Raw genomic sequence first — 22274 nt, 5'->3', positions numbered from 1 at the left:
CCGCCTTTTTTCATTTCTTTCGAATGCTTTACACAAAAGGCATCTTGACATTCACCCAGTGTCAAGGTGTATAGTCCAACCGGCCTCAATCGAGACATCGTTATACATGGAGCAAGGACAGCCGCCTTTTCCCGCACAACGGAGCCACGCACCGGGCACGGCCGAAAGCGGGAAAGCCATTTTGCGTCGTCATTTGTTCTTCATTGCAGCACGCACGGCTCTTCGAGCCGGAACCGGTCCGAAAAGCGTGCGTATGAAGAGGAAAGGAAGCGAACCACATGACCTGCGGCACCTCCTTCCCGAAAAAGGCGGCCTTCACACTTCTCGGCGGCGTGCTGACGCTGCTCTTTTCTCTCGGTCTCGGCATGACCGGTCTTCCGGTATCCGCCCTTTCCGGTTCCGCCGCCGAGGCGGCGGTGAAGTACGTCACGCCGGGCGGCGCGGGAGCAAAAAACGGATCGAGCTGGGCAAACGCCTACGGCGAGGCGGAGTTCCCCGCCGCCATCCAGAGCGCCACTGCGGGGGACGAGTTCTGGGTCGCCGCAGGAGCCTACCGCCCCGCTGTGACAAACGACGCCGACGCCACCTTCACCCTCAAAAACGGCGTCGCCCTCTACGGCGGCTTCGCGGGCACCGAGACAGCCCGCACGGGCCGGAACCCGAGCGCCAACGTCACGGTCCTCACGGGTGACCTGGCGAACGACGATGCGGGCAAGGTGAACGGCGTCACCGTCAGCGCCGACCAGATACAGGGCACCAACAGCAAAACCGTGGTCACGGCGGACAACAGCATCACGGACACCACCGTGCTCGACGGATTCACCGTCACCGCCGGAAGCAACACGGGCACGGGAGACGGCGGCGGCATGCGCAACAACGGCGGCAGCCCCACCATCACCAACTGCACCTTTGCAGGGAACACCGCCGATTATGGCGGTGGCATGTACAACAACAGCGGCAACCCCACCGTCACGAACTGCACCTTCTCGGGAAACAGGACCGGCTTCGGCGGCGGCGGTATGGGCAGCGACGGAACCAGCAGCCTTACCGTCACCGGCTGCGTCTTCTCCGGGAACACCGCGACGGGTGGCTACGGCGGCGGTCTACACAACGCAGGCACCGGTACCTCCACCGTCACGGACTGTGCCTTCACGGGGAACAACGCCGCGGGCGGCGGTGGCGGTGGCATGTACAACGGCAGTGGCAGTCCCACCGTCACGGGCTGCACATTCTCCGGGAACACTGCGACGGGCGGCGGCAGCGGCATGTTCAATGACGGAAGCAGCCCTTCCGTCACCGACTGTCTCTTCGCGGACAATGCCACCTCCGACGTCGGCGGTGGCATCTACAACGGCGGCGGCAGCCCTTCCGTCACAGGCTGCACCTTTTCAGGAAACAGCGCCGCAAACGGCGGCGGTATGTGCAATTACAGCAGCAGCAGTCCCACCGTCACAAACTGCACCTTCTCCGGAAATACCGCAACGGACACCGGCGGCGGCATGCACAACACGGAGGGCAGCACCCCCACCGTCGCAAACTGCACCTTCACGGGCAACACCGCCGCGGGCAGCGGCGGAGGCGGCATGTACAACGCGGGCACCGGCACCTCCACCGTCACGGGCTGCACCTTCTCGGAAAACAGTGTCACCAACAGCGGCGGCGGTGTGTTCAACGTCGGCCGCACGTCCTCCTTCGTCAACTGCACCTTCGCGAACAACAGCGCGGGCGAGGGCGGCGGCGTCTGCAGTTCCGGCGCCACCACGTCTCTCGTCAACTGCACTCTCGCGGGCAACGCCGCAACGAACGGCAAGGGTCTGCACAACATGGGCGGCACCGTCACCGCCACGAACTGCATCCTCTGGAACGTCTCCGACGGAGAGATCTCCACGGGAGGAGGACACACCACCACCGTGACCTACAGTGTGGTCCAGGGGGGCTACGCGGGCACAGGAAACGTCCTCACCGATCCGAACCTCGGCGCTCCGGCGGACAACGGCGGAACGACCAAGACCTGCGCCATTTCCGCGGCCAGCTCCGCCGTCAACGCGGGCACGGCGACGGGCGCCCCCGCCACGGACCAGCGCGGCGTGTCCCGCCCCCAGGGCGCGGGCGTGGACATCGGCGCCTACGAGTACACCTTCGGCAAGCTCCTTTCCATCACCGTCTCGGGTGACGGAACCGTGTCGCGGAACCCCGCGGGCACGACGCTGACGCCGGACACCACCTGGGAGTACACGGCGGGCACGGCGGTGACCCTCTCCGCCGACGCCGTAAACCCCTGGTACTTTGCGGAGTGGAGCGGCGACGCCTCGGGGACGAATCCCGTGACCACCGTGACCATGAGCGAGGACAAACACGTCACGGCCCGCTTCGCCAGGAAATGGACCATCGTCGCCTCGGCGGACGCGAACGGGATCATCGCTCCCGCTGGCAACGTGTTTGTCCTTCCCGGCGCGGACCAGACCTTCACGGTCACCCCGGACTCGGGCTACACCGTGGCGGACGTGACCGTGGACGGCGTCTCCGCAGGCACTGCAACGACCTACACGTTCCTTGACGTGTCGGCGGACCACACCATCGCCGCCAGTTTCATCCGGGCCTGGACGATTACCGCTTCGGCGGGCCCGGGGGGCAGCATTGCTCCCGCAGGAAGTGTGACGGTTCATGAGGGCTCGGACAAGATCTTCACCATTTCCCCCGACGCGGGCTACGCCGTGGACGACGTCACCGTGGACGGCGCCTCCGCCGGCGCCGTAGCGACCTACACGTTCCTCGGTGTGTCGGCGGACCACACCATCGCCGCCAGTTTCGACGCCACCTCCGGACCGACGGCGACACCGACGCCCACAGCAGCACCGACGGTGACACCGACGGAGCCAACGGCAACACCCACCTCGGGGCCGACGCCCACGCCGACGGGCGGTCCCACGCCGTCGCCCTTCCCCTCGCCGGACCCGGACATCCCTCTGCCGGAGGTGACGCTCACCCTGACGCTCCTGTCGGGAGGGACGATTCTCGCGGGGCCTGTGGAGATCACGGATCCGGGGACACTTGAGGAGGTTCTCGCCTCTTTCGCCCTTCTCTCACAGGTGCTTGCGTTCGACCCCGATGCCATTGCGGCGGGAGAGTACAACCTGGACCTGGTGCGTTTCTTCTCCGTTCTGGCCCAGCTCGATCCGGGCGTCACGGAGCTGGTCCTGCTGCTGGAGGTCACCACGGGAGCGATGGCGGAGGGGTATTCGTCAACGGTGTTCCTGCTGGCCCGCACCTTCGACGACCAGGGCAACCCCACGGGGTACACGGTGCTGCCCCGGGAGGAGGGCACGTCGGTCTTCCGCCGCAGCGCCACCACCGAGACCTGGCGGGTGGCCATTGCGGACGGCGGGGCCACCGACGGCGCTCCCGAGGCGGGGCGCGTTCTGCCGAATCTCGCCGCGGTGGTGGAAGTGGTCCGGGGCGAGGCACCCACAGGCGGCGGCGGTGGCGGTGGCGGCGGATGCGACATCGGAGCGGGGGGCGGAAACGGCGTCTTCGGCGGCGCGCTTCCCGTGCTGCTCCTTCTGGCCGGTCCGCTGGCCCTGCTGCTGAGGCGCTAAAGAAGCGACCGCACCACACACAGGCGATCAGACAAGCGCGCCGGGACGGTTTGTCCCGGCGCCACTTTTTTCGACTGCGCCGCCGGCTTTCAAACCGAACGGACACCTCCCCGTTCTTCCTCGCCTTCGTGTCCACGACGTACTGTTCTCAACCATGCGGACACTCCGTTTTTGCGTTTCTTTTTGAATTCTCCTGAATGTCATGTGACAGAAATTTTGATCTCCTCCTTGACATTGACAGCGTGTCAAGGTGTATATTCCAACTTGGTTCAATCGAGACATCGTTATGCATAGAACAAGGGCAACCGCCTTTTCCCGCACAAGGGAGTCATGCACCGGGCATTTCCGAAAGCGAGGAAGCCGTTCGTTCGCATCGTCGCTCGTTCTTTCATTGCAGCACGCATGGCTCTTCGAGCCGAAAGCGCCCCGAAGAGCCATCCAGACGAAGAGGAAAGGAAGAAAAAACCATGAACCACAGCACCTCCTTCCCGAAAAAGGCGGCCTTCACACTTCTCGGCGGCGTGCTGACGCTGCTCTTTTCTCTCGGTCTCGGCATGACCGGTCTTCCGGTATCCGCCCTTTCCGGTTCCGCCGCCGAGGCGGCGGTGAAGTACGTCACGCCGGGCGGCGCGGGAGCGAAGGACGGCTCGAGCTGGGACAACGCCTACGGCGAGGCGGAGCTTCCCGCCGCCATCCAAAGCGCCGACGCGGGGGACGAGTTCTGGGTCGCCGCAGGAGCCTACCGCCCCTCTGTGACGAACGCCACCGCCGCCACCTTCACCCTCAAAAACGGCGTTGCCCTCTACGGCGGCTTCGCGGGCACGGAGACGACCCGCGGCGGCCGGAACTGGAAAACCAACGTCACGGTCCTCACGGGAGACCTGGCGAACGACGATGCGGGCAAGGTGAACGGCGTCACCGTCAGCGCCGGCCAGATCGTCGGCACCAACAGCTGGACCGTGGTCACGGGCAGCGGCACCACGTCAGCCACCGTGCTCGACGGTTTCACCGTCACCGCGGGAAGCGGCGGCACGGGAGGCAACGGCGGCGGCATGTACAGCAGCAACGGCAGCCCGACCGTCACCAACTGCACCTTCTCGGGAAACACCGCCACCGCCGGCGGCGGCATGTATAACACCGGCAGCAGCCCGACCGTCACCGACTGTACCTTCTCGGGAAACAGCGCCGGAGCCCAGGGCGGCGGCATGTTCAACAACGGGAGCAGCCCGACAGTCACCAACTGTACCTTCGCGGGAAACACCACCAACGTCGGCGGCGGCATGTGCAACTACAACGGCAGCAGCCCGGCAGTCACCGACTGCACCTTCGCAGGAAACAACGCCACCTACGGCGGCGGCATGCTCAATTCCAGCAGCAGCCCGGCAGCCACCAACTGCACCTTCTCGGGAAACACCGCCGGCTCCTACGGCGGCGGCATATACAACAGCGTGAGCAGCCCCACCGTCATCAACTGCACCTTCTCGGGAAACGCCGCCGCCAGCAGCGGCGGCGGCATATACAACGCCCTCAGCAGCCCGACAGTCACCAACTGCATCTTCTGGGGCACCGGCGGCACCGGAGGCCAGATCGTCAACGTATCCGGTTCGTCGCCCGTCGTCACCTACTCCGTCACCGACGTGGCCGGCACGGGGAACACCACCGCCGACCCGATGCTCGACTCCCTGGCATGGCACGGCGGCGTCACCGAGACCATGGCCATCTCCGGCGACAGCGCCGCCTTCGGCGCGGGAACGGCTACGGGCGCCCCCACCGCAGACCAGCGCGGCGCATCCCGCCCCCAGGGCGCGAGCTTCGACATGGGCGCCTACGAGTACTGGGCGGGGAAACAGGTCCTCGCCGTGGAGACCGAGGGCTCAGGGACGGTGACGCAAACGCCCGGAGGAACTCCCTTCGGCACGTGGAGCAACCAGTGGTCCTACGACACGGGCGACGGAGTGGCCCTTTCCGCCGACGCCGCCGCATCCTGGTATTTCGTCGCATGGAGCGGCGATATCTCGGGGACGGACCCCGTGATCACCGTGACCATGAGCGGGGACAAACGCGTCACGGCCCGCTTCGCCCGGAAATGGACCATCACCGCCTCGGCGGGCACGGGAGGGGCCATCGCTCCCGCGGGCAATGTTTTCATCCTTCCCAGCGCGGACCAGAGCTTCACCGTCACCCCCGACGCGGGCCATACCATCGCCGACGTGACCGTGGACGGCGCCTCCGCCGGCGCCGCCGCGACCTACACCTTCCTCGGCGTGTCGGCGGACCACACCATCGCCGCCACCTTCACCGCCAACCCGACGCCCGCTCCGGAACCGACGGGAACTCCCGCCCCCACCTCTCCTCCATCGCCCACCGGGACGCCCTCGCCCACGGACGGCCCAACGCCCTCGCCCTTTCCCGCCCCCAACCCGGACATTCCCCTGCCGCCGGTGACGCTCACCCTCACCCTCGTGTCGGGGGGAACGGTCCTCGCGGGACCGACGGAGATCACGGACCCGGACGAGCCGGAGGCGCTCCTCGCCTCCCCTGCCCTGCTCGCGCAGGTGCTGGGCTTCGACCCCGACGCCGTTTCGGCGGGGCAGTACAACCTGGACATGGTGCGCTTCTTCTCCCTGCTCGCCCAGTTGGACCCGGGCATAACGGAGCTGACGCTCCTCGTGGAGATCTCCATGGGAGAGCCCGCCCCAGGCTATCCGGCGACGGTCTTTCTGCTGGCCCGCACCTTCGACGGCCAGGGAAACCCCACGGGCTTCGAGGTGGTGCCCCGCGAGGAGGGGTCCTCCGTCTTCCGCCGCAGCGCCGCAGCGGAGACCTGGCGGGTGACCGTCGCCGACGGCGGCGGGACCGACGGCGACCCCGAGGCGGGACGCGTTCTGCCGAACCTCGCCGCGGTGGTCGTCGCGGCCGGATTTGGCGCCACGCCCACCGCGGCTCCCTCGGGTGGCGGCGGCGGATGCGACACCGGAGCCGGCGGCGGAAACGGCGTCTTCGGCGGCGCGCTTCCCGTGCTGCTCCTTCTGGTCGTTCCGACGGTTCTGCTGCTGAGGCGCTAAAGAAGCGACCGCACCACACACAGGCGATCAGACAAGCGCGCCGGGACGGTTTGTCCCGGCGCCACTCTTTTCGACTGCACCGCCGGCTTTCAAACCGAACGGACACCTCCCCGTTCTTCCTCGCCTTCGTGTCCACGACGTACTGTTCTCAACCATGCGGACACTCCGTTTTTGCGTTTCTTTTTGAATTCTCCTGAATGTCATGTGACAGAAATTTTGATCTCCTCCTTGACATTGACAGCGTGTCAAGGTGTATATTCCAATTTGGTTCAATCGAGACATCGTTATGCATAGAACAAGGGCAACCGCCTTTTCCCGCACAAGGGAGTCATGCACCGGGCATTTCCGAAAGCGAGGAAGCCGTTCGTTCGCATCGTCGCTCGTTCTTTCATTGCAGCACGCATGGCTCTTCGAGCCGAAAGCGCCCCGAAGAGCCATCCAGACGAAGAGGAAAGGAAGAAAAAACCATGAACCACAGCACCTCCTTCCCGAAAAAGGCGGCCTTCACACTTCTCGGCGGCGTGCTGACGCTGCTCTTTTCTCTCGGTCTCGGCATGACCGGTCTTCCGGTATCCGCCCTTTCCGGTTCCGCCGCCGAGGCGGCGGTGAAGTACGTCACGCCGGGCGGCGCGGGAGCAAAAAACGGATCGAGCTGGGCAAACGCCTTCGGCGAGGCGGAGTTCCCCGCCGCCATCCAGAGCGCCGACGCGGGGGACGAGTTCTGGGTCGCCAAGGGAGCCTACCGCCCTGTAATTCCCGCAGATCCGTCAAGCGTCACCACCACCGAGCAAGAAGCCACCTTCACCCTCAAGGACGGCGTCGCCCTCTACGGTGGCTTTTTTGGCACCGAGACGGCCCGCGCAGACAGAAACCCGAGCGCCAACGTCACGGTCCTCACGGGAGACCTGGCGAACGACGACACGGGCAAGGTGAACGGCGTCACCTCCACCGTCGGCCAGATCGTCGGCACCAACAGCAAAACCGTGGTCACGGGCAGCGGCACCACGTCCACCACTGTCCTCGACGGATTCACCGTCACCGCCGGAGACAGCAGAACAAGCGGGTACGCGGGCGGCATGATCAACGATGGTGGCAGCCCCACCATCGAAAACTGTGTTTTTTCCGGCAATGCAGCGAATTATAGCGGCGGCATGTGCAATCGCAACAACAGCAATCCCGCCATCACAAACTGCACCTTCTCAGGCAACAGTTCGAATACCCACGGCGGAGGCATGCGCAACTACAGCGGTTGCAGCCCCCATCTCACAAATTGCTCTTTTCTGAATAACCATGCAGGCACCAACGGTGGTGGACTCTACAACAACGGCAACAACCCCGTCATCGAAAACTGCACTTTTTCCGGAAACACTGCGACAGGCGCCGGCGGTGGCATGTACAACACCGGCAGCGGCGCCACTCCGGATATCGGCAGTTGCACCTTTTCGAACAACAGCGCCGCAAACGGCGGCGGTATGTACAATTACAGCAGCAGCAGTCCCACCGTCACAAACTGCACCTTCTCCGGAAATACCGCAACGGATACCGGCGGCGGCATGCACAACACGGAGGGCAGCACCCCCACCGTCGCAAACTGCACCTTCACGGGCAACACCGCCGCGGGCAGCGGCGGAGGCGGCATGTACAACGCGGGCACCGGCACCTCCACCGTCACGGGCTGCACCTTCTCGGAAAACAGTGTCACCAACAGCGGCGGCGGTGTGTTCAACGTCGGCCGCACGTCCTCCTTCGTCAACTGCACCTTCGCGAACAACAGCGCGGGCGAGGGCGGCGGCGTCTGCAGTTCCGGCGCCACCACGTCTCTCGTCAACTGCACTCTCGCGGGCAACGCCGCAACGAACGGCAAGGGTCTGCACAACATGGGCGGCACCGTCACCGCCACGAACTGCATCCTCTGGAACGTCTCCGACGGAGAGATCTCCACGGGAGGAGGACACACCACCACCGTGACCTACAGTGTGGTCCAGGGGGGCTACGCGGGCACAGGAAACGTCCTCACCGATCCGAACCTCGGCGCTCCGGCGGACAACGGCGGAACGACCAAGACCTGCGCCATTTCCGCGGCCAGCTCCGCCGTCAACGCGGGCACGGCGACGGGCGCCCCCGCCACGGACCAGCGCGGCGTGTCCCGCCCCCAGGGCGCGGGCGTGGACATCGGCGCCTACGAGTACACCTTCGGCAAGCTCCTTTCCATCACCGTCTCGGGTGACGGAACCGTGTCGCGGAACCCCGCGGGCACGACGCTGACGCCGGACACCACCTGGGAGTACACGGCGGGCACGGCGGTGACCCTCTCCGCCGACGCCGTAAACCCCTGGTACTTTGCGGAGTGGAGCGGCGACGCCTCGGGGACGAATCCCGTGACCACCGTGACCATGAGCGAGGACAAACACGTCACGGCCCGCTTCGCCAGGAAATGGACCATCGTCGCCTCGGCGGACGCGAACGGGATCATCGCTCCCGCTGGCAACGTGTTTGTCCTTCCCGGCGCGGACCAGACCTTCACGGTCACCCCGGACTCGGGCTACACCGTGGCGGACGTGACCGTGGACGGCGTCTCCGCAGGCACTGCAACGACCTACACGTTCCTTGACGTGTCGGCGGACCACACCATCGCCGCCAGTTTCATCCGGGCCTGGACGATTACCGCTTCGGCGGGCCCGGGGGGCAGCATTGCTCCCGCAGGAAGTGTGACGGTTCATGAGGGCTCGGACAAGATCTTCACCATTTCCCCCGACGCGGGCTACGCCGTGGACGACGTCACCGTGGACGGCGCCTCCGCCGGCGCCGTAGCGACCTACACGTTCCTCGGTGTGTCGGCGGACCACACCATCGCCGCCAGTTTCGACGCCACCTCCGGACCGACGGCGACACCGACGCCCACAGCAGCACCGACGGTGACACCGACGGAGCCGACGGCAACACCCACCTCGGGGCCGACGCCCACGCCGACGGGCGGTCCCACGCCGTCGCCCTTCCCCTCGCCGGACCCGGACATCCCTCTGCCGGAGGTGACGCTCACCCTGACGCTCCTGTCGGGAGGGACGATTCTCGCGGGGCCTGTGGAGATCACGGATCCGGGAACACTTGAGGAGGTTCTCGCCTCTTTCGCCCTTCTCTCACAGGTGCTTGCGTTCGACCCCGATGCCATTGCGGCGGGAGAGTACAACCTGGACCTGGTGCGTTTCTTCTCCGTTCTGGCCCAGCTCGATCCGGGCGTCACGGAGCTGGTCCTGCTGCTGGAGGTCACCACGGGAGCGATGGCGGAGGGGTATTCGTCAACGGTGTTCCTGCTGGCCCGCACCTTCGACGACCAGGGCAACCCCACGGGGTACACGGTGCTGCCCCGGGAGGAGGGCACGTCGGTCTTCCGCCGCAGCGCCACCACCGAGACCTGGCGGGTGGCCATTGCGGACGGCGGGGCCACCGACGGCGACCCTGAGGCGGGGCGCGTTCTGCCGAATCTCGCCGCGGTGGTGGAAGTGGTCCGGGGCGAGGCGCCCACGGGCGGGCCCACCGGCACGGGCGGAGGTGGCGGCGGCGGATGCGACACCGGGACGGGGGGCGGAAACGGCGTCTTCGGCGGCGCGCTTCCCGTGCTGCTCCTTCTGGTCGTTCCGCTGGCCCTGCTGCTGCAGCGCTAAAGCTCTAGGCAGTGATGCGGTTGCGGCCTCCCGCCTTGGAGAGGTACATCCGGCTGTCCACCTCGCGGACCATCTCGCCGGGAGACTGGTATTCCGGGCTGAAGACGCCCACACCGGCGCTCACGGTCACGATGCCGTGGGGACTGGCGGCATGCGGAATACCCAGGGCGCGCACCTCCGCAAGGAGGCGCTCCGCGGCGTGCCGGGCGTCGTCTCCGTCGGCGCCGCGGAGGATGACCAGCAGTTCCTCTCCGCCGTAGCGATAGACATCGCCGCAGGCCCCCACGTTCTCGGTCATCACCCGGGCGATCTCCCGGAGCACCCTGTCGCCTTCGTCGTGGCCGTAGGTGTCGTTGTACGGCTTGAACCAGTCCACGTCGCAGAGCACGAGCGCGAAACTCCCCTGCCCCAGCAGCGCCCGGCGGAACGCCTCGTCGAGGTCCCGGTCGAAGGCCCGGCGGTTGTAGATGCCCGTCAGCCCATCTCGGAAGCTGAGTTCCTCCAGCTTAAGGTTCGCCGCGGCAAGCTCGCTCGTGCGGGCGGCGATCTTTTCTTCCAGAAGGCGATTCGCGTCCCGGACGGCAAAGCCCATGTCGCGGAAGGCTCTCCCCAGAAGCCCCACTTCGTTCCGCGCGGACGCCACCGCCAGGAAGGCCCCGCCCGAAAGAGCGGCGTACTCACCCCGGGACAGCGCCCCGGAGACGTTGCGGAGCACACCCAGCGGCTCGGCGACGCTTCGCCTGAGTACCAGGGTCACCACAATCATGAAGGCGAGAAAGAGCAGCACGCCGAACACGAGGACGAGCCGGGCCGACTCGTGGGCCCGGGCGAGCAGCTCCGCCCGGGGATAGGCGGCGACGAAGAACCATTCCGGCCCGGGCATGCGCGCCACGGCGAGATAGAGATCGCGGCGCTCGTCCCGGACGATGCGGGGCGCCTCGCCCTCTCCGGGCGCGTTCGCGGAAACGAGGGCGTACTGAGCGGCGAGGTCCGGATCGTCGAGCTTGTCGATGCTCAGGATTCCCCCCTCTTCCTTTGCCTTGTGCAGCCGGTCGGGATGGGCCACCAGCTTGCCGTCCGACGTGACCACGAAATTGTAGGCGCCCTCGGCATCGTCCATCTTCCGCGCCACCAGGCGCTCCATGAGATCGTCCAGGGTGACGTCCACGCCGGGCGTAACCAGATGCCGCCCCTCATAATCCACGGGAAGCTGGTAGGTGATCATCCAGTGTTCCGCGGTGAGATCATAGTAGAGCCCGGTCCAGCCGGGCTTCCGCTCGGGGTTGAACTCCTGGAGCGTGGATCTGATCACCGCGCCGTCGGTCATGACCAGGTCGGCCCGGGCGGTGAGCCCCCAGGGCTCCTCGGGCCAGTAGATGACCATGCCGTTTTCGGGCATGGAGACGTAGAGGTTGGCGAAACGATCGATCCGGGCGGGGCCAAGGCGGGTGACGAGAAAGTACGACAGGAGCAGGCGGCGGCGGAAATCCTCGTCGAGCGTCTTCTGGTTGTTTCCCACAAAGGCGGAAATGCCCCGGAAAAACAGCCCCTTCGCCGGGGCCGTGCCGTCGAAATATTTCCGGCGGAGCCGGACGGCCCCGGCGTCGTCCCGGAAAAAGTAGGTCCAGAATTCCTCCTCGGAGAAGGAAACGTCCGAACGGTAGAGGTCGAGGAACTCCTTCGCGAGGATGCGCAGGTCATCCCGGGCGAGATCGAAGAGAAAGCGCTCACTCTCCACGCGCCCCGCGGCGAAGTCCGCCAGGTTCTCCAGCGTCTGCTCCTCCCGGGCGACAAAAAGAGTCCAGTACCCCAGGCCGGTGATGACCACCATCAGCAGCACCGCCCACAGGGAGACCCGCAGCGCCACTTCCTTCGCCAGCGACCCGGCGAAACCGCCGAAGCCCTCTTCCCGCACGGGGGGGCTCGGCGCGTTTTTCCCTTCCCCGGCCCGGCCAGCCTCCGGGAGCGTTTCCTCCACGCCTCGCCCGTCTCCGGGATTTTCAAACGCCGAAGCGCCGCGGATCGTTCCGTTCTTTTCCGTCATTCCTTCTCCCTCTGTCATTGCATCACTCTTCGCCATTCCGTCTCTCTTCGTCATTGCGTCGCTCTTCTCCATCCCGAATCCTCTCTCTTTTTCTCGCTCCCTGTTCTTCCGGTGTCCCTCGCGCTCCATGTCTTCAGTCCTCATATCTACGAACCTTCCGGTTTTCAGATCCTCAGACACCCTGCTCCTTCAGAGTCCCGGACCTTCAGGCCCTCCGGTCTTCCGGCTCGGGTTCGCGGATTTTCAGGCTCCCGGATCTGCAGCCCCTCCGCTCTTCAGGTCCGCAGGTCCTCCGGTTCACGAGTCTCTCAGGCTCCGCTTGATCGTCCCCACGCAGCAATCGAGGAAACATGCGCAGGACAGTCATGGGAGTCTGCAGCCCACGCACAGGTCGGGCACGTCTCTTCGCCCGGCAGGGCAAAGACTTTCAGCTCACACGAAGCACATCTCAGCACCCACCAGGAGCCTACTCCGGAACCATTTAAGTCTACCGGAAAGGACGGAAAAAAGAAAATTCCCTTCTTGAAACACCAACGGAGGAAGGGATAGACTAGCTCCATACACCCCAGGAGGCTTCGCCCATCATTCCCGAGGCGAACTCCCCCAGGAGATAGACTAGCTCCACACATACCGGGCGGATTCGCCCCTGAGGCGCCGTCGGTCATCCTTGGCGCGCTTTTCCGAGGGAGACGCGTGGCGGAATTCAGCCTCGTGGAGCGTGTCCCTCCGGCCACCTGCGAACGAAGACGACCGCGGAAACAAACATCTTTCCGCAGGTGAGGATGAGGCGGGAACGAGCACGGGGCGGGAGGCAGCGAAACGACAGGCCTTCCGGTCAGGGAAGAGGCAAAAACATGCGGAAAGAACGACGAGGAGGAACATGACGGCGATGACGCACAACGGAACGACGACAGAAGCCGCAGCGGCGCGGAGCGGAGGCCCTCGGAAACCGCTGCGGCTCCTTTTTCCCCAGTGGCAGGGGTCGGGCGACACGCTGGCGCTCCACCGGGGCGCACTGCTACTGCGGGAGCGATTCTTCGCAGACGGAGCGTGCCTGGAAGTTCCCGTTCCGACCGGAGGAGAACAGCGCCTGGAGGCGGGCATCCACGGACGCTCCGCCCTGCTGGAACAGTTGCGAACGGCACGGGAGCTGCTCGCGAAAGAGGCTCCGAAGCGGATCTTCACCATCGGAGGGGACTGCGCGGTGGAACTCGCTCCCCTGGCGTATCTGAACGCCCGCTGCGGCGGCGACCTGGCGGTGCTCTGGTTCGACGCCCACGGTGACCTGAACACCCCCGAGTCGTCTCCGAGCGCCGCCTTTCACGGCATGCCGCTCCGCTGTCTCCTCGGCGAGGGAGATCCGGCCTTTACGGCCCTCTGCACGCCCTGGCTCGAACCGTACCAGGTGGCCCTTGTGGGCACCCGGGACCTCGATCCGCCGGAGGAAGCCTACGTACACGCCGCGGGCATCCAGGTCATTCCCCCCGCACCGCCCGGAGCGTGCCTGGAGTCCATCGGGCGTTTTCTCGAAGGCACAAAGGCCTCGTCGGTCTACATCCATCTGGACCTGGACGCCATGGACCCGGCGCGCTTTCCCCACTGCCTCTGCCCCACTTCGGGAGGATTCGCCCCGGAGGAGTTGCTGGCGATCCTCGGCGCGCTTTTCCGGGAGAGGCACGTGGCGGGCTTCAGCCTCGTGGAGTTTGCCCCTCAGGAACCCCGTGCGGCGGACTGCCTGGCGTCCTTTGTCGCCCTGGGCGACTCCCTCCGCTCCCTGTAACCTCCCCGCCGCCGCCTCCTCCGGGAGCGGAGCGGCGGCAGCGTTTCCCCGTCAGAAGCGCCGGAACAGGAACAGAAGCGGCGCCAGCAGCAGTGCCGCCGGAAGCGAGACCGAGGAAATGCCGCACCCCGACCCGCCTCCACCCTCGGGTGTTCCCGTGGCGGCGACGGGGGCACCGAGCAACACCGACGCCCGACGGAGCGAGACGAATCCATCCTGCACGCCATCGAGGTCGAAAGAACCGCCGTCCTCGAAGGTCCATTCGAGCTGCGTGTCCCGGGCGACGAACCCGCGGCTCTCCGGGCTCTCCGCCTCGTCACCCACTCCCGCCTCCCACTGCCCCGTCTCGTTGTTCCAGAAGAAGAGCGACCAGCGGTAGGACACGCCTCCCTGCTCGTCCCTCTCCGAATCGAGGACGACCTTGAACTCTTTTGCATCGTCCAGCATTTTCAGGCGTATCTCCCACGCCTCGCCCACCTGCACGACCTGCACGCCGTCGGCGTCGATAGTGTTACCCAGAATCAGCCACAGGAACCACTGCGGAAAGACAAACCCCTTCGGCAGCGCCCCTTCGAGGACGCGGAGCCCCTCGGGAATGGGCGTGGGACTCGTCACCCAGGACCCTCCCTCCAGCACGGGCGTGGGCTCCAGAAGATCCGACGGCGTGGGCAGCGGCGACACCGACGGTGACGGTGAGGCCGAGGGAGACGGCGTCGCGGAGGGTGAAGAAGACGGTGTGGGCGAGACGGACGGCGTCGGCGACGGAGATGCCGTGGGAGATGCCGTCGGCGACGGTGTCGCGGAGGGAGCGGCTCCCCAGGAGACGAGGTTTCCGCTGAGGTCGTACTGGTACACCTTGCCGTCCCCTGTTCCGGTCACGAGAATCCGCCCCGAGCCGGGATGATAGGTGATTCCCTCGCACCAGGTGGACGTGCCGGCGAACACCGTTCCGCTCGTCGGATCCCCCGTTCCGAAGCGGACGATCTTGTTGTTCTCCGTGTCCGTCGTGTACACGAGCCCCGTGCTCCCCACGGCGATGCCGTCCAGGGAACGGTTGAACGGGGACGACGTCTCCCCCTTCAAGGTCCAGTTCGAGCCATCGTGCATGTAGACCTGGCTGGCCCAGCTCCCCGAAGAACCCGACGTGAACACCAGGTAGGGCTTGGCCCCCGTGTCGGCGGCGTTGCCCCCTACCCGCTTCGGGTTTGTCATTGTCCCTGCGGGCTTGTCGGAGATCTTGGTCCAGTTCACGTCGTCGCTGATGTTGAACTGCCATTTCCAGACGGCACCGTTGGCATCCACCACAAAGAAAAGGCGTGAACCTCCGGGAGGGGAGCCTCCACTGGCCATGCTCTTCGGCGGCGCGGCGAATCCATCTCCCGCGGAGGGAAGCGCCAGCTTGCCGTTGGATTCGCCGGTCTCCAGATCGTGGAGATAAATGGCGTCGGTGCGGAGGAGGTAGTATTCCCCCCGTACTCCGTCCACGGCGGAACCAAGAGGCGGTGTCGCGTCCCCGAGGCCCCGGCTCCCCGCAGCCCCGCCGCCGCCTCCACCGGAGGTGCGGCACACGTCGGGGCTGGCACAGACGAAGCTCGTGTCCCGCGTTCCATCCGCGAAGTAGCGCACCGCCTCCCATCCTCCGGCGGCCAGGCAGGCCCCGGCCTGGGGTTTGTGCACGACGATGAAGCTGCCGTCCCCGCTCGCGGGGTCGATCAGATAGGGGGACCCGAGTCCCTGGGGCCCCGAGGCCTCACAGGGACCACACGGCGCCCCTGCGCCAAAAAACAGCATCGCCACGACACCGCAAAGAACGCACAGCACACCGGGACGAACCGAACGCCGCATTCCCCATCTCCCTTCCCGGGCGATCCCGACAAGGATCACCCGCTCCGCAGACACACTCCAGGCAACACATTCCATTCCACACCGACAGCACACGACACACCTGTCCCTGCGGAATCGTTCCCCGCAGGTTCCCGTTTCGCCCTCGGCAGCTCCGTGCGTCACTGCCGTTCCCCCATGCCGCGACCTTGCCGCACGCATGGAGTTTGCACTCCGAAAAGAGAGGAAAAACCGGAAAGAGAGCGTCACCTCGAAAAAAACGACGATCCGAGGAACGATGCGACCGGACATCGGCGTTTTTTCTTTTAACTCTTTTTCATGCTACTCCACAATGACAGAACGACATCGAAGCTGTCAAAAGCAACGGCAGCGCCTTTGCGTCTCTCGGCGGTCGAAAAAGCCCCTCTTTTCACCTTTTTGCTCATGCACCGTCATGCGCAGCACGACACAGAGCCCTCTTCGCCGCCGGAAAGGCGGAACGAGGGGCGCACGCGCGGCGGCACCAAGGAGCGGCGGAGACACCGTTCTTCCGGCTCCGCTTCTTAAGGTATAATTCGAACAGAAGGGTGTCACGGACGCTCGTTGCCGTTCTTGGAAATTCTTGAAAAAAAGGAGGCCAAGCCATGAAAACAACCAAAGGACACCCCCAGTGCAGGGATGTCCTTGTCTCTATTGCCGGCGAGGGAACATCCGTCAAGAGAGTCTGCCTCTCCGAGAAGAGACGCAGCATCATAAAGAAAATCATGGAGACCCGCAAAGCCGCCTTCGATGCCCTCGCCAACTATTGAGTGGCTGACGAGAGACAACATCTGAGAAGGCATCGCTTTCCTTCAGGCGGAATACAGGGAAGACCCCATCCGCGTCATCAACTTCGGTCCCATTGAATACATCCTCAATCTCGAAGGACTTGCCTACCTTTTCGGAGACGATCCGTTGCACATCCCCGCCGCCAGGATCAGGAGATCATCAAAGAAAGGACATCCGCTCCTCGACGGAAACAAGCGTCTGGGAATGTTCCCCGGCAACTACTTTCTCGAGCTGAACGGCATCGCTCTCACGGCAGACGACGAGAGCTTCTTTGAGGTCGCCATCGGTCTTGCCTGTGGCGATTTCGACATCGAAGGCCTGTACGGATGGCTCGCCGGCAACACTGCTCCCGCACAAAACCCCTGAGTTTCTCCCCGAAATCGATCGCGGCGACGGGAACACCCCGATCGCACGTGGATCAGGGAGATCGCGGATCAAGGCACCCACCGAAGCGGCTACAGTTCCGCTCCGAAGGTGGGGAGCAGGGACTCCAGGTCGAGTTCCTCCAGAGAGTCGCGCCGGGCCGCCTGAAGCTCCCGCAGGGCCTCGAGCTCCGCCCGGGCGGCCCAGCGGGCCGCCGCCTTGTCCCCCGGCGAGGGGTCCGGATTCGCCAGGGCCGCGCCGATCACCCGGGAGAGAATGCGAAGCTGCTCCTCCGGCGTGCGTCCCTTGGGCACACCGATGGTCACGTGCCCTCCCACGATGTAGCGCCGCCCGTCCGGCCCCGTGGCGTAGCGGTAGACCACGGGCCATCCCATGCCCCCCGTGGAGACCGCATGGGCCGCCTCGTGGGCGAGCACGTCCTTTTCTATCTCCCGAAAACGACGGATCCGGGGATCCAGTTCCTCCGGAATGTTCTCTCCGCTTCCCGGCAGCGAAAGCGGCGCCGTTCCCTCGTCCTCCTTCGCACTGCGCCGTTGTTCCTGCGGGCGCCGCGCGGCACCCGCCGCGAGAATCGCCGCGCTCAGATCCATGGCACGGGCACCTCCTTCCATAAAAGCCTTGCTCTTCCGGCGCGCTTCTCCCCCCTCGGAGCCGGAGCAAAAACCGGCATTGATGTCGAGGCCGGAGCCGGAACAAGTCGGATTCAGAGCCAGAGTCGGAATCGGCGGCAGCATCAGGATTGAAGCCAGGGCCGAAGCCGGAATCAGCACCAGAGTCGAAATCAGAGGAACCTCTGCATAAGGCTGCGCCAGCCCAGAAAGTGCCTCGCAGAGCCTGATGCGATCCAAGTCAAGGGAAAGCGAACGGTCTTGTTCAGAGCTTCTCAGCATCAAAGGCGCTACGGAAGTGCGCCGGGGCGATGCTCTCCTCCATTTCCTATCAGTATAGCAGAGCAGCGCGCTTTTCCAAAGAATCCGCACAGACATCCCCCTCCGCACATTCCGCGCATTCCGGGCATGCTCCGCATGGCGCAACGGCTTATCAGGGGAATCCGCACTCCCGCGTCCGGTAACCGCGCATGCCGCGCATGCCGCAACGGATCTCCCGCCGGCGACACTCTCCCCCACCCAGAAGAAAAACCTGCGCCGGGTCTCCGGCCCGACGCTTCCCCGCCCGCCCATCGCATCCTTTCCAGATCGAACACAAAAAGGCACTCTTGGAAAAGTGTGGCTAATCGCCGCAGACGGCCGCCAAACACCATGAAAACCTTTTTGCACAACTTGACGCACACAACTCCCGCCCGGAGCATTCTCTCCAGATCGCAAGGGGAAATCTGCGCTGGACCTCCCGTAAAAAGAGCGGTAAGGTAAAGACAACTGCCGCGCACACCATTGCCCTTCCGGGGTGGCAACGGCAGGAACGGGGCGTGGACATCGGCGGCGCCAAAAAATCCCGTTCTTCCGCTCCGTGCATTGAAACGCCCCACCCGGCTGAGCCGGTCGGATGCCTGTCCCCACCCCAAAGGGAGTTCCGGGCGTCTTCGGTCACCCGCAGGAACGCACGGGGCGGGCGGCGCACTCCCCGAGGCGGAGGAAGCGGAAACCCGATGACACAATGCTGACGAAACACGTTTCGACGACGGAACTGGAGGCGCGGCACCGGACTCCTCTTTGAGATCCGCGCCCCGAGGTGGCCAGGAAAAGGCCCGGCGACACGCACCTTACATGCCGACATGCTCGCGACCTCTCGGGCTTTTCGCCGACCCCGGTCGCGACGATTTTCCTTCAGGAGGCGGAAACACATGCGCATCGACGTGGAACAGGCGGTCTTCGAACGGTTTCCCGGCTTTCGCCGGGCCGTGGTGGTGGCGAAGGATCTGGACAATTCGGGCGAGCCCGAGGCCCTTGTGGCGCTGTTGCGGGAGCAGGAGCGCCGCATCCGGGAGGACGCGACCCTTGAGGACTACAAGAACCACCCCCACATCGCGGCGTGGATGCAGGTCTTCCGCGACATGGGGCTCAATCCGAACCGCCACGCCCCCTCCATCGCGAACCTGATCAAGCGGGTCCGCTCGGGAAAGGATCTCCCCTTCGTGAACAAGATCGTGGCGATCTTCAACGCCGTGAGCCTTTCCTACGTGGGTTCCTGCGGCGGCGACGACCTGGGCGTCGTCACGGGAGACCTGCGCCTGGGCTTCGCCACCGGGAGCGAGACCTATGTTCCCCTGGGCCAGCCGGACCAGTCGGAGCACCCCGTTCCGGGGGAGGTCATCTACTACGACACAGGCAACGGCAACGTGTTCTGCCGCGTCTGGTGCTGGAAGAACGGCGACACGAGCAAGATCACTCCCGAAACCCGGGCGGTGGCCATCAACGTGGACGGCATGACTCCCGTGACCGCCGCGGACGTGCTCGCCAAGGCGGAGGACGTGGCAACCCTGGTGCGCACCCACTGCGGCGGCACCACCTCGATCCACCTCCTCGATCCGGAACATCCGGGCTTCGAGATCGCCTGAGGCGCGCCTCTCTCTCGCGTCGCCCGTCGGCAACAAAGGCGGTTTTCGAAAAGCGAGAGGCGCAATCATGCGCCTCTCGCTTCCTTTACACGCCGCTACACGCCGCCGATCCGATAGTCGAAGGAGAACCCCTCCTCCTCGGCGATGCGCTTCACCACCTCTCGCACGGCCTCACAGCGAAAGGTGAAGGAATAGGTCTCTCCGAAGAGACGCAGCGTTTCCTTGATATCCCCAGTACGTCCCTCTTTTCCCGAGGAGGTCTTCCACGTGCGTACCCCTACCCCGGCGAAGTCGTCCCCTGCGCCAAAACCGCTCCCCGACTCCTCGAGACGTTCGCTGTAGCGCACGCTCCTGGCCGCCTCGTCCACCCGAAAAGCGGCGCGGAAAAAGAGTTTTTTTCTGGAGAGAAAGGCCTTCCGCTCCGCAAGAAGCGCCTTCAGCTCCCAGATGTCCTTCTTGCGCACAAAGGTCTCTCCGAGATTCGGCACTTCCCGACGCACCGCGTCGATGATCTTCTGCTCCAGCATGGACGTCACCCTTTCTGTCCTCGCTCTTCGAATCTCCTCGGACTGTCACGTGAAACGCAACGGAAGTGGGCCAGCTCCCGATAGACCTCCGTGCTCCATCCACCACTCGCCCACCGCTTTCACGTCGCCTCTGTCTTCGCACGAGCAAGAAGGGCAGGACGAAAACGGAAAAAAATGCGGCGCGGGGAGACCACACACGGAACGCGTTTTTCGCCTCCCCCGGACATCAGGGTCCTGCATGCATGCCGCACCGCCCGCCGCGCAGCGCGCCGCGTCTCAGCGCGCAAGGGCGTCCAGGACCATCTTGAGGGCGGTGACGCAAATGATCCCCGCCAGGATCCACCGGATCCAGGTATTGCCCTTCGCCACGGAAAAACGGGCGCCCAGCACGGCCCCGGCCATGCCACCCACGGAGAGAATGAGCCCCACGGGAACGTTCACCGGCGGAGCCGGAGCTGGAATCAAGTCGGATTCAGAGTCGGAGTCGGAACCGGCGGCAGCATCAGGATTGAAGCCAGGATCGGAGCCGGAATCAGCATCAGAGTCGAAATCAGAGGAACCTCTGCATAAGGCTGCGTCAGCCCCGAAAGTGCCTCGCAGAGCCTGATGCGACCCGAGTCAAGGGAAAGCGAACGGTCTTGTTCAGAGCTTCCCAGAATCAAAGGCGCTACGCAAGTGCGCCGAAGCGATGCTCTCCTCCATTTCCTATCAGTATAGCAGAGCAGCGCGCTTTTCCAAAGAATCCGCACAGACATCCCCCTCCGCAGCCTCCGCGCCCGCCCCGCTCCGCACGGGTGTCGCACACGGCGGAACGCCGCCCTCTGCCGCACGACGACGCATGAAGAAAAGACGGGACAAAAGTCTCACTTGCGCGCAAACGGGACGCCCCTTATCCTTAAAAAACACAGTGGAAGGCGCACCAGGGGCGGCGGCCACCTCTCCGGGGCCGCGGAAACGGGTTGCCCTGCGGCAGGAAAGATCGTTCCGAAACCAACGGGAGGCAAGACGAGGGAATGAACAGAGGAAGACTTCGTTCGGGCCTGACGATCCTGGGAATTCTGGCGGCGGTGTCCGCGGCGATCATCGTGACCACGGCGCTTCCGGCGGTCTCGCCCTTCGGAGCGGCGGAACGGCATCTGACCATCGCCACGGGCAGCAGGGGAGGAACGTATTTTCCCGTGGGAGAGATCCTCGCCACGCACTTCAACGCCGCCCTGGGCAAGGGGGGCTTCCGCTGGTCCGCCCGGCTCTCCGGGGGCACCGCGGAAAACCTGGAGCTGCTGAAGAAAGGCGACGCGGCGATGGCCATCGCCATGGCCAATCTCACCGGGTTCGCCGCCACGGGAACGCTGCACTACCAGGGGAACCGGATTCCGAACCTCCGCTACGTTCTGGGGCTGTGGCCCGACGTGACGCAGTTCGTCTGCCGCGCCGGCGCGAAAATCAAGACCTGGAGCGACCTGAGGGGAAAGAGGATCGCCGTCGGCCCGCCCGGCTCGGGAACGGAGTTCTCCAACGGCGTGCTCCTCCGGACGCTCGCGGGGCTTTCCTGGAGCGACATCGTTCCCGTCCGGCTCGGCTACGACGAGGGAGCGCAGGCGCTCCGGGAAGGTCGGATCGACGCCTTCAACGCCGAGGCGGGCATTCCCACGAAAGCCGTGGCGGAGCTTCTGGAGACCCCGGCGGCGGTGACCCTTCTCGAATTTTCCGAAGACGACATGGCAAAACTCGCCGCCGAGGCTCCCTTCTACACCCGGGTGGTCATTCCCGAAGGAACCTACCCCGGGCAGACAGAGCCCCTCGGCGTGGCGGGCGTCAGGTCCGCGCTTCTAGCGGACGAAAGCCTTCCCGAGAACGTGGTGTACGACATGCTCACGGTCATCTACGCCCGAAAAGAAGCAATGGCGAAGGAGCACGCGGCCTTCACCAAGGTGGACTACGACAACCCTCTGGCGGGGCTTTACGGGGCGCCGCTTCACCCCGGAGCAGTGCGCTTCTTCACCGAAAAGGGCGTGCACATCCCCCCGGAGCTGCTGCCCTGAGGCCACTTCC

At 65.1% G+C, this 22274-nt stretch carries 13 protein-coding genes; 8 read left to right on the top strand and 5 right to left on the bottom strand.

All coding sequences use genetic code 11. From position 1 onward, the window contains the following. The first annotated feature begins 278 nt into the window (after positions 1–278). The 3 genes from K349_RS0100335 to K349_RS0100315 all read left to right on the top strand — a co-directional run bounded on the left by K349_RS0100335 (position 279) and on the right by K349_RS0100315 (position 10323). Entirely contained in the window at positions 279–3596 is a 3318-nt protein-coding gene (locus K349_RS0100335) for a right-handed parallel beta-helix repeat-containing protein (protein ID WP_025745621.1), read from the top strand. 467 nt (positions 3597–4063) lie between these two features. Further along, on the top strand, positions 4064–6661 hold the full coding sequence (locus tag K349_RS19410) for a right-handed parallel beta-helix repeat-containing protein (protein ID WP_025745619.1): 2598 nt from the start codon (positions 4064–4066) through the stop codon (positions 6659–6661). Between the two features lie 467 nt (positions 6662–7128). Next, positions 7129–10323, top strand: coding sequence for a right-handed parallel beta-helix repeat-containing protein (locus K349_RS0100315; protein ID WP_025745617.1), 3195 nt, complete (start codon positions 7129–7131; stop codon positions 10321–10323). Positions 10324–10327: 4 nt separating this feature from the next. Here the strand turns inward: K349_RS0100315 and K349_RS0100310 are convergent, their stop codons facing one another. Beyond that, positions 10328–12421 carry a sensor domain-containing diguanylate cyclase gene (locus K349_RS0100310; RefSeq protein WP_169731271.1) on the bottom strand — a complete coding sequence of 698 codons (2094 nt, stop codon included), beginning with the start codon at positions 12419–12421 and terminating at the stop codon, positions 10328–10330. Between the two features lie 826 nt (positions 12422–13247). Between K349_RS0100310 and K349_RS15830 the strand changes: the two genes are divergently transcribed. Next, positions 13248–14147 (top strand): arginase family protein, encoded by a 900-nt coding sequence (locus tag K349_RS15830; RefSeq protein WP_157367214.1) that lies wholly within the window; start codon positions 13248–13250, stop codon positions 14145–14147. Positions 14148–14198: 51 nt separating this feature from the next. Here the strand turns inward: K349_RS15830 and K349_RS0100300 are convergent, their stop codons facing one another. Continuing rightward, complete coding sequence (locus K349_RS0100300; protein WP_157367213.1) at positions 14199–15992, bottom strand: NHL repeat-containing protein; 1794 nt, start codon at positions 15990–15992, stop codon at positions 14199–14201. Between the two features lie 620 nt (positions 15993–16612). On the opposite strand from K349_RS0100300, the gene K349_RS18950 reads away from it, so the two are divergent. Then, positions 16613–16777, top strand: a complete 165-nt coding sequence (locus tag K349_RS18950; protein WP_157367212.1) for a hypothetical protein — start codon at positions 16613–16615, stop codon at positions 16775–16777. A gap of 145 nt (positions 16778–16922) precedes the next feature. Beyond that, positions 16923–17162 carry a hypothetical protein gene (locus tag K349_RS0100290; protein ID WP_025745609.1) on the top strand — a complete coding sequence of 80 codons (240 nt, stop codon included), beginning with the start codon at positions 16923–16925 and terminating at the stop codon, positions 17160–17162. 89 nt (positions 17163–17251) lie between these two features. Here the strand turns inward: K349_RS0100290 and K349_RS19255 are convergent, their stop codons facing one another. Further along, positions 17252–17770 carry a putative metalloprotease CJM1_0395 family protein gene (locus K349_RS19255; RefSeq protein WP_169731270.1) on the bottom strand — a complete coding sequence of 173 codons (519 nt, stop codon included), beginning with the start codon at positions 17768–17770 and terminating at the stop codon, positions 17252–17254. A 1211-nt stretch (positions 17771–18981) separates the two neighbouring features. Between K349_RS19255 and K349_RS0100280 the strand changes: the two genes are divergently transcribed. Then, on the top strand, positions 18982–19695 hold the full coding sequence (locus K349_RS0100280) for a B3/B4 domain-containing protein (protein WP_025745605.1): 714 nt from the start codon (positions 18982–18984) through the stop codon (positions 19693–19695). A gap of 95 nt (positions 19696–19790) precedes the next feature. On the opposite strand, the gene K349_RS0100275 is transcribed toward K349_RS0100280, so the two are convergent. Both K349_RS0100275 and K349_RS18945 read right to left on the bottom strand, forming a co-directional pair. Further along, positions 19791–20231: a ribonucleoside-triphosphate reductase gene (locus K349_RS0100275; RefSeq protein ID WP_420834449.1), complete on the bottom strand. Its 441-nt coding sequence runs from the start codon at positions 20229–20231 to the stop codon at positions 19791–19793. 267 nt (positions 20232–20498) lie between these two features. Continuing rightward, the gene (locus tag K349_RS18945; protein ID WP_157367211.1) at positions 20499–20651 is read right to left on the bottom strand and encodes a hypothetical protein; all 153 of its coding nucleotides are present in this window, start codon (positions 20649–20651) and stop codon (positions 20499–20501) included. 584 nt (positions 20652–21235) lie between these two features. Between K349_RS18945 and K349_RS0100265 the strand changes: the two genes are divergently transcribed. Further along, positions 21236–22264 (top strand): TAXI family TRAP transporter solute-binding subunit, encoded by a 1029-nt coding sequence (locus tag K349_RS0100265; RefSeq protein WP_025745600.1) that lies wholly within the window; start codon positions 21236–21238, stop codon positions 22262–22264. Positions 22265–22274 lie beyond the last annotated feature (10 nt).

Source organism: Aminiphilus circumscriptus DSM 16581 (genome assembly GCF_000526375.1).
In the GTDB taxonomy this organism is placed as follows: domain Bacteria; phylum Synergistota; class Synergistia; order Synergistales; family Aminiphilaceae; genus Aminiphilus; species Aminiphilus circumscriptus.
Note: the sequence above shows the minus strand (reverse complement) of the source record. Positions and strands in the feature narration are given on the sequence as shown.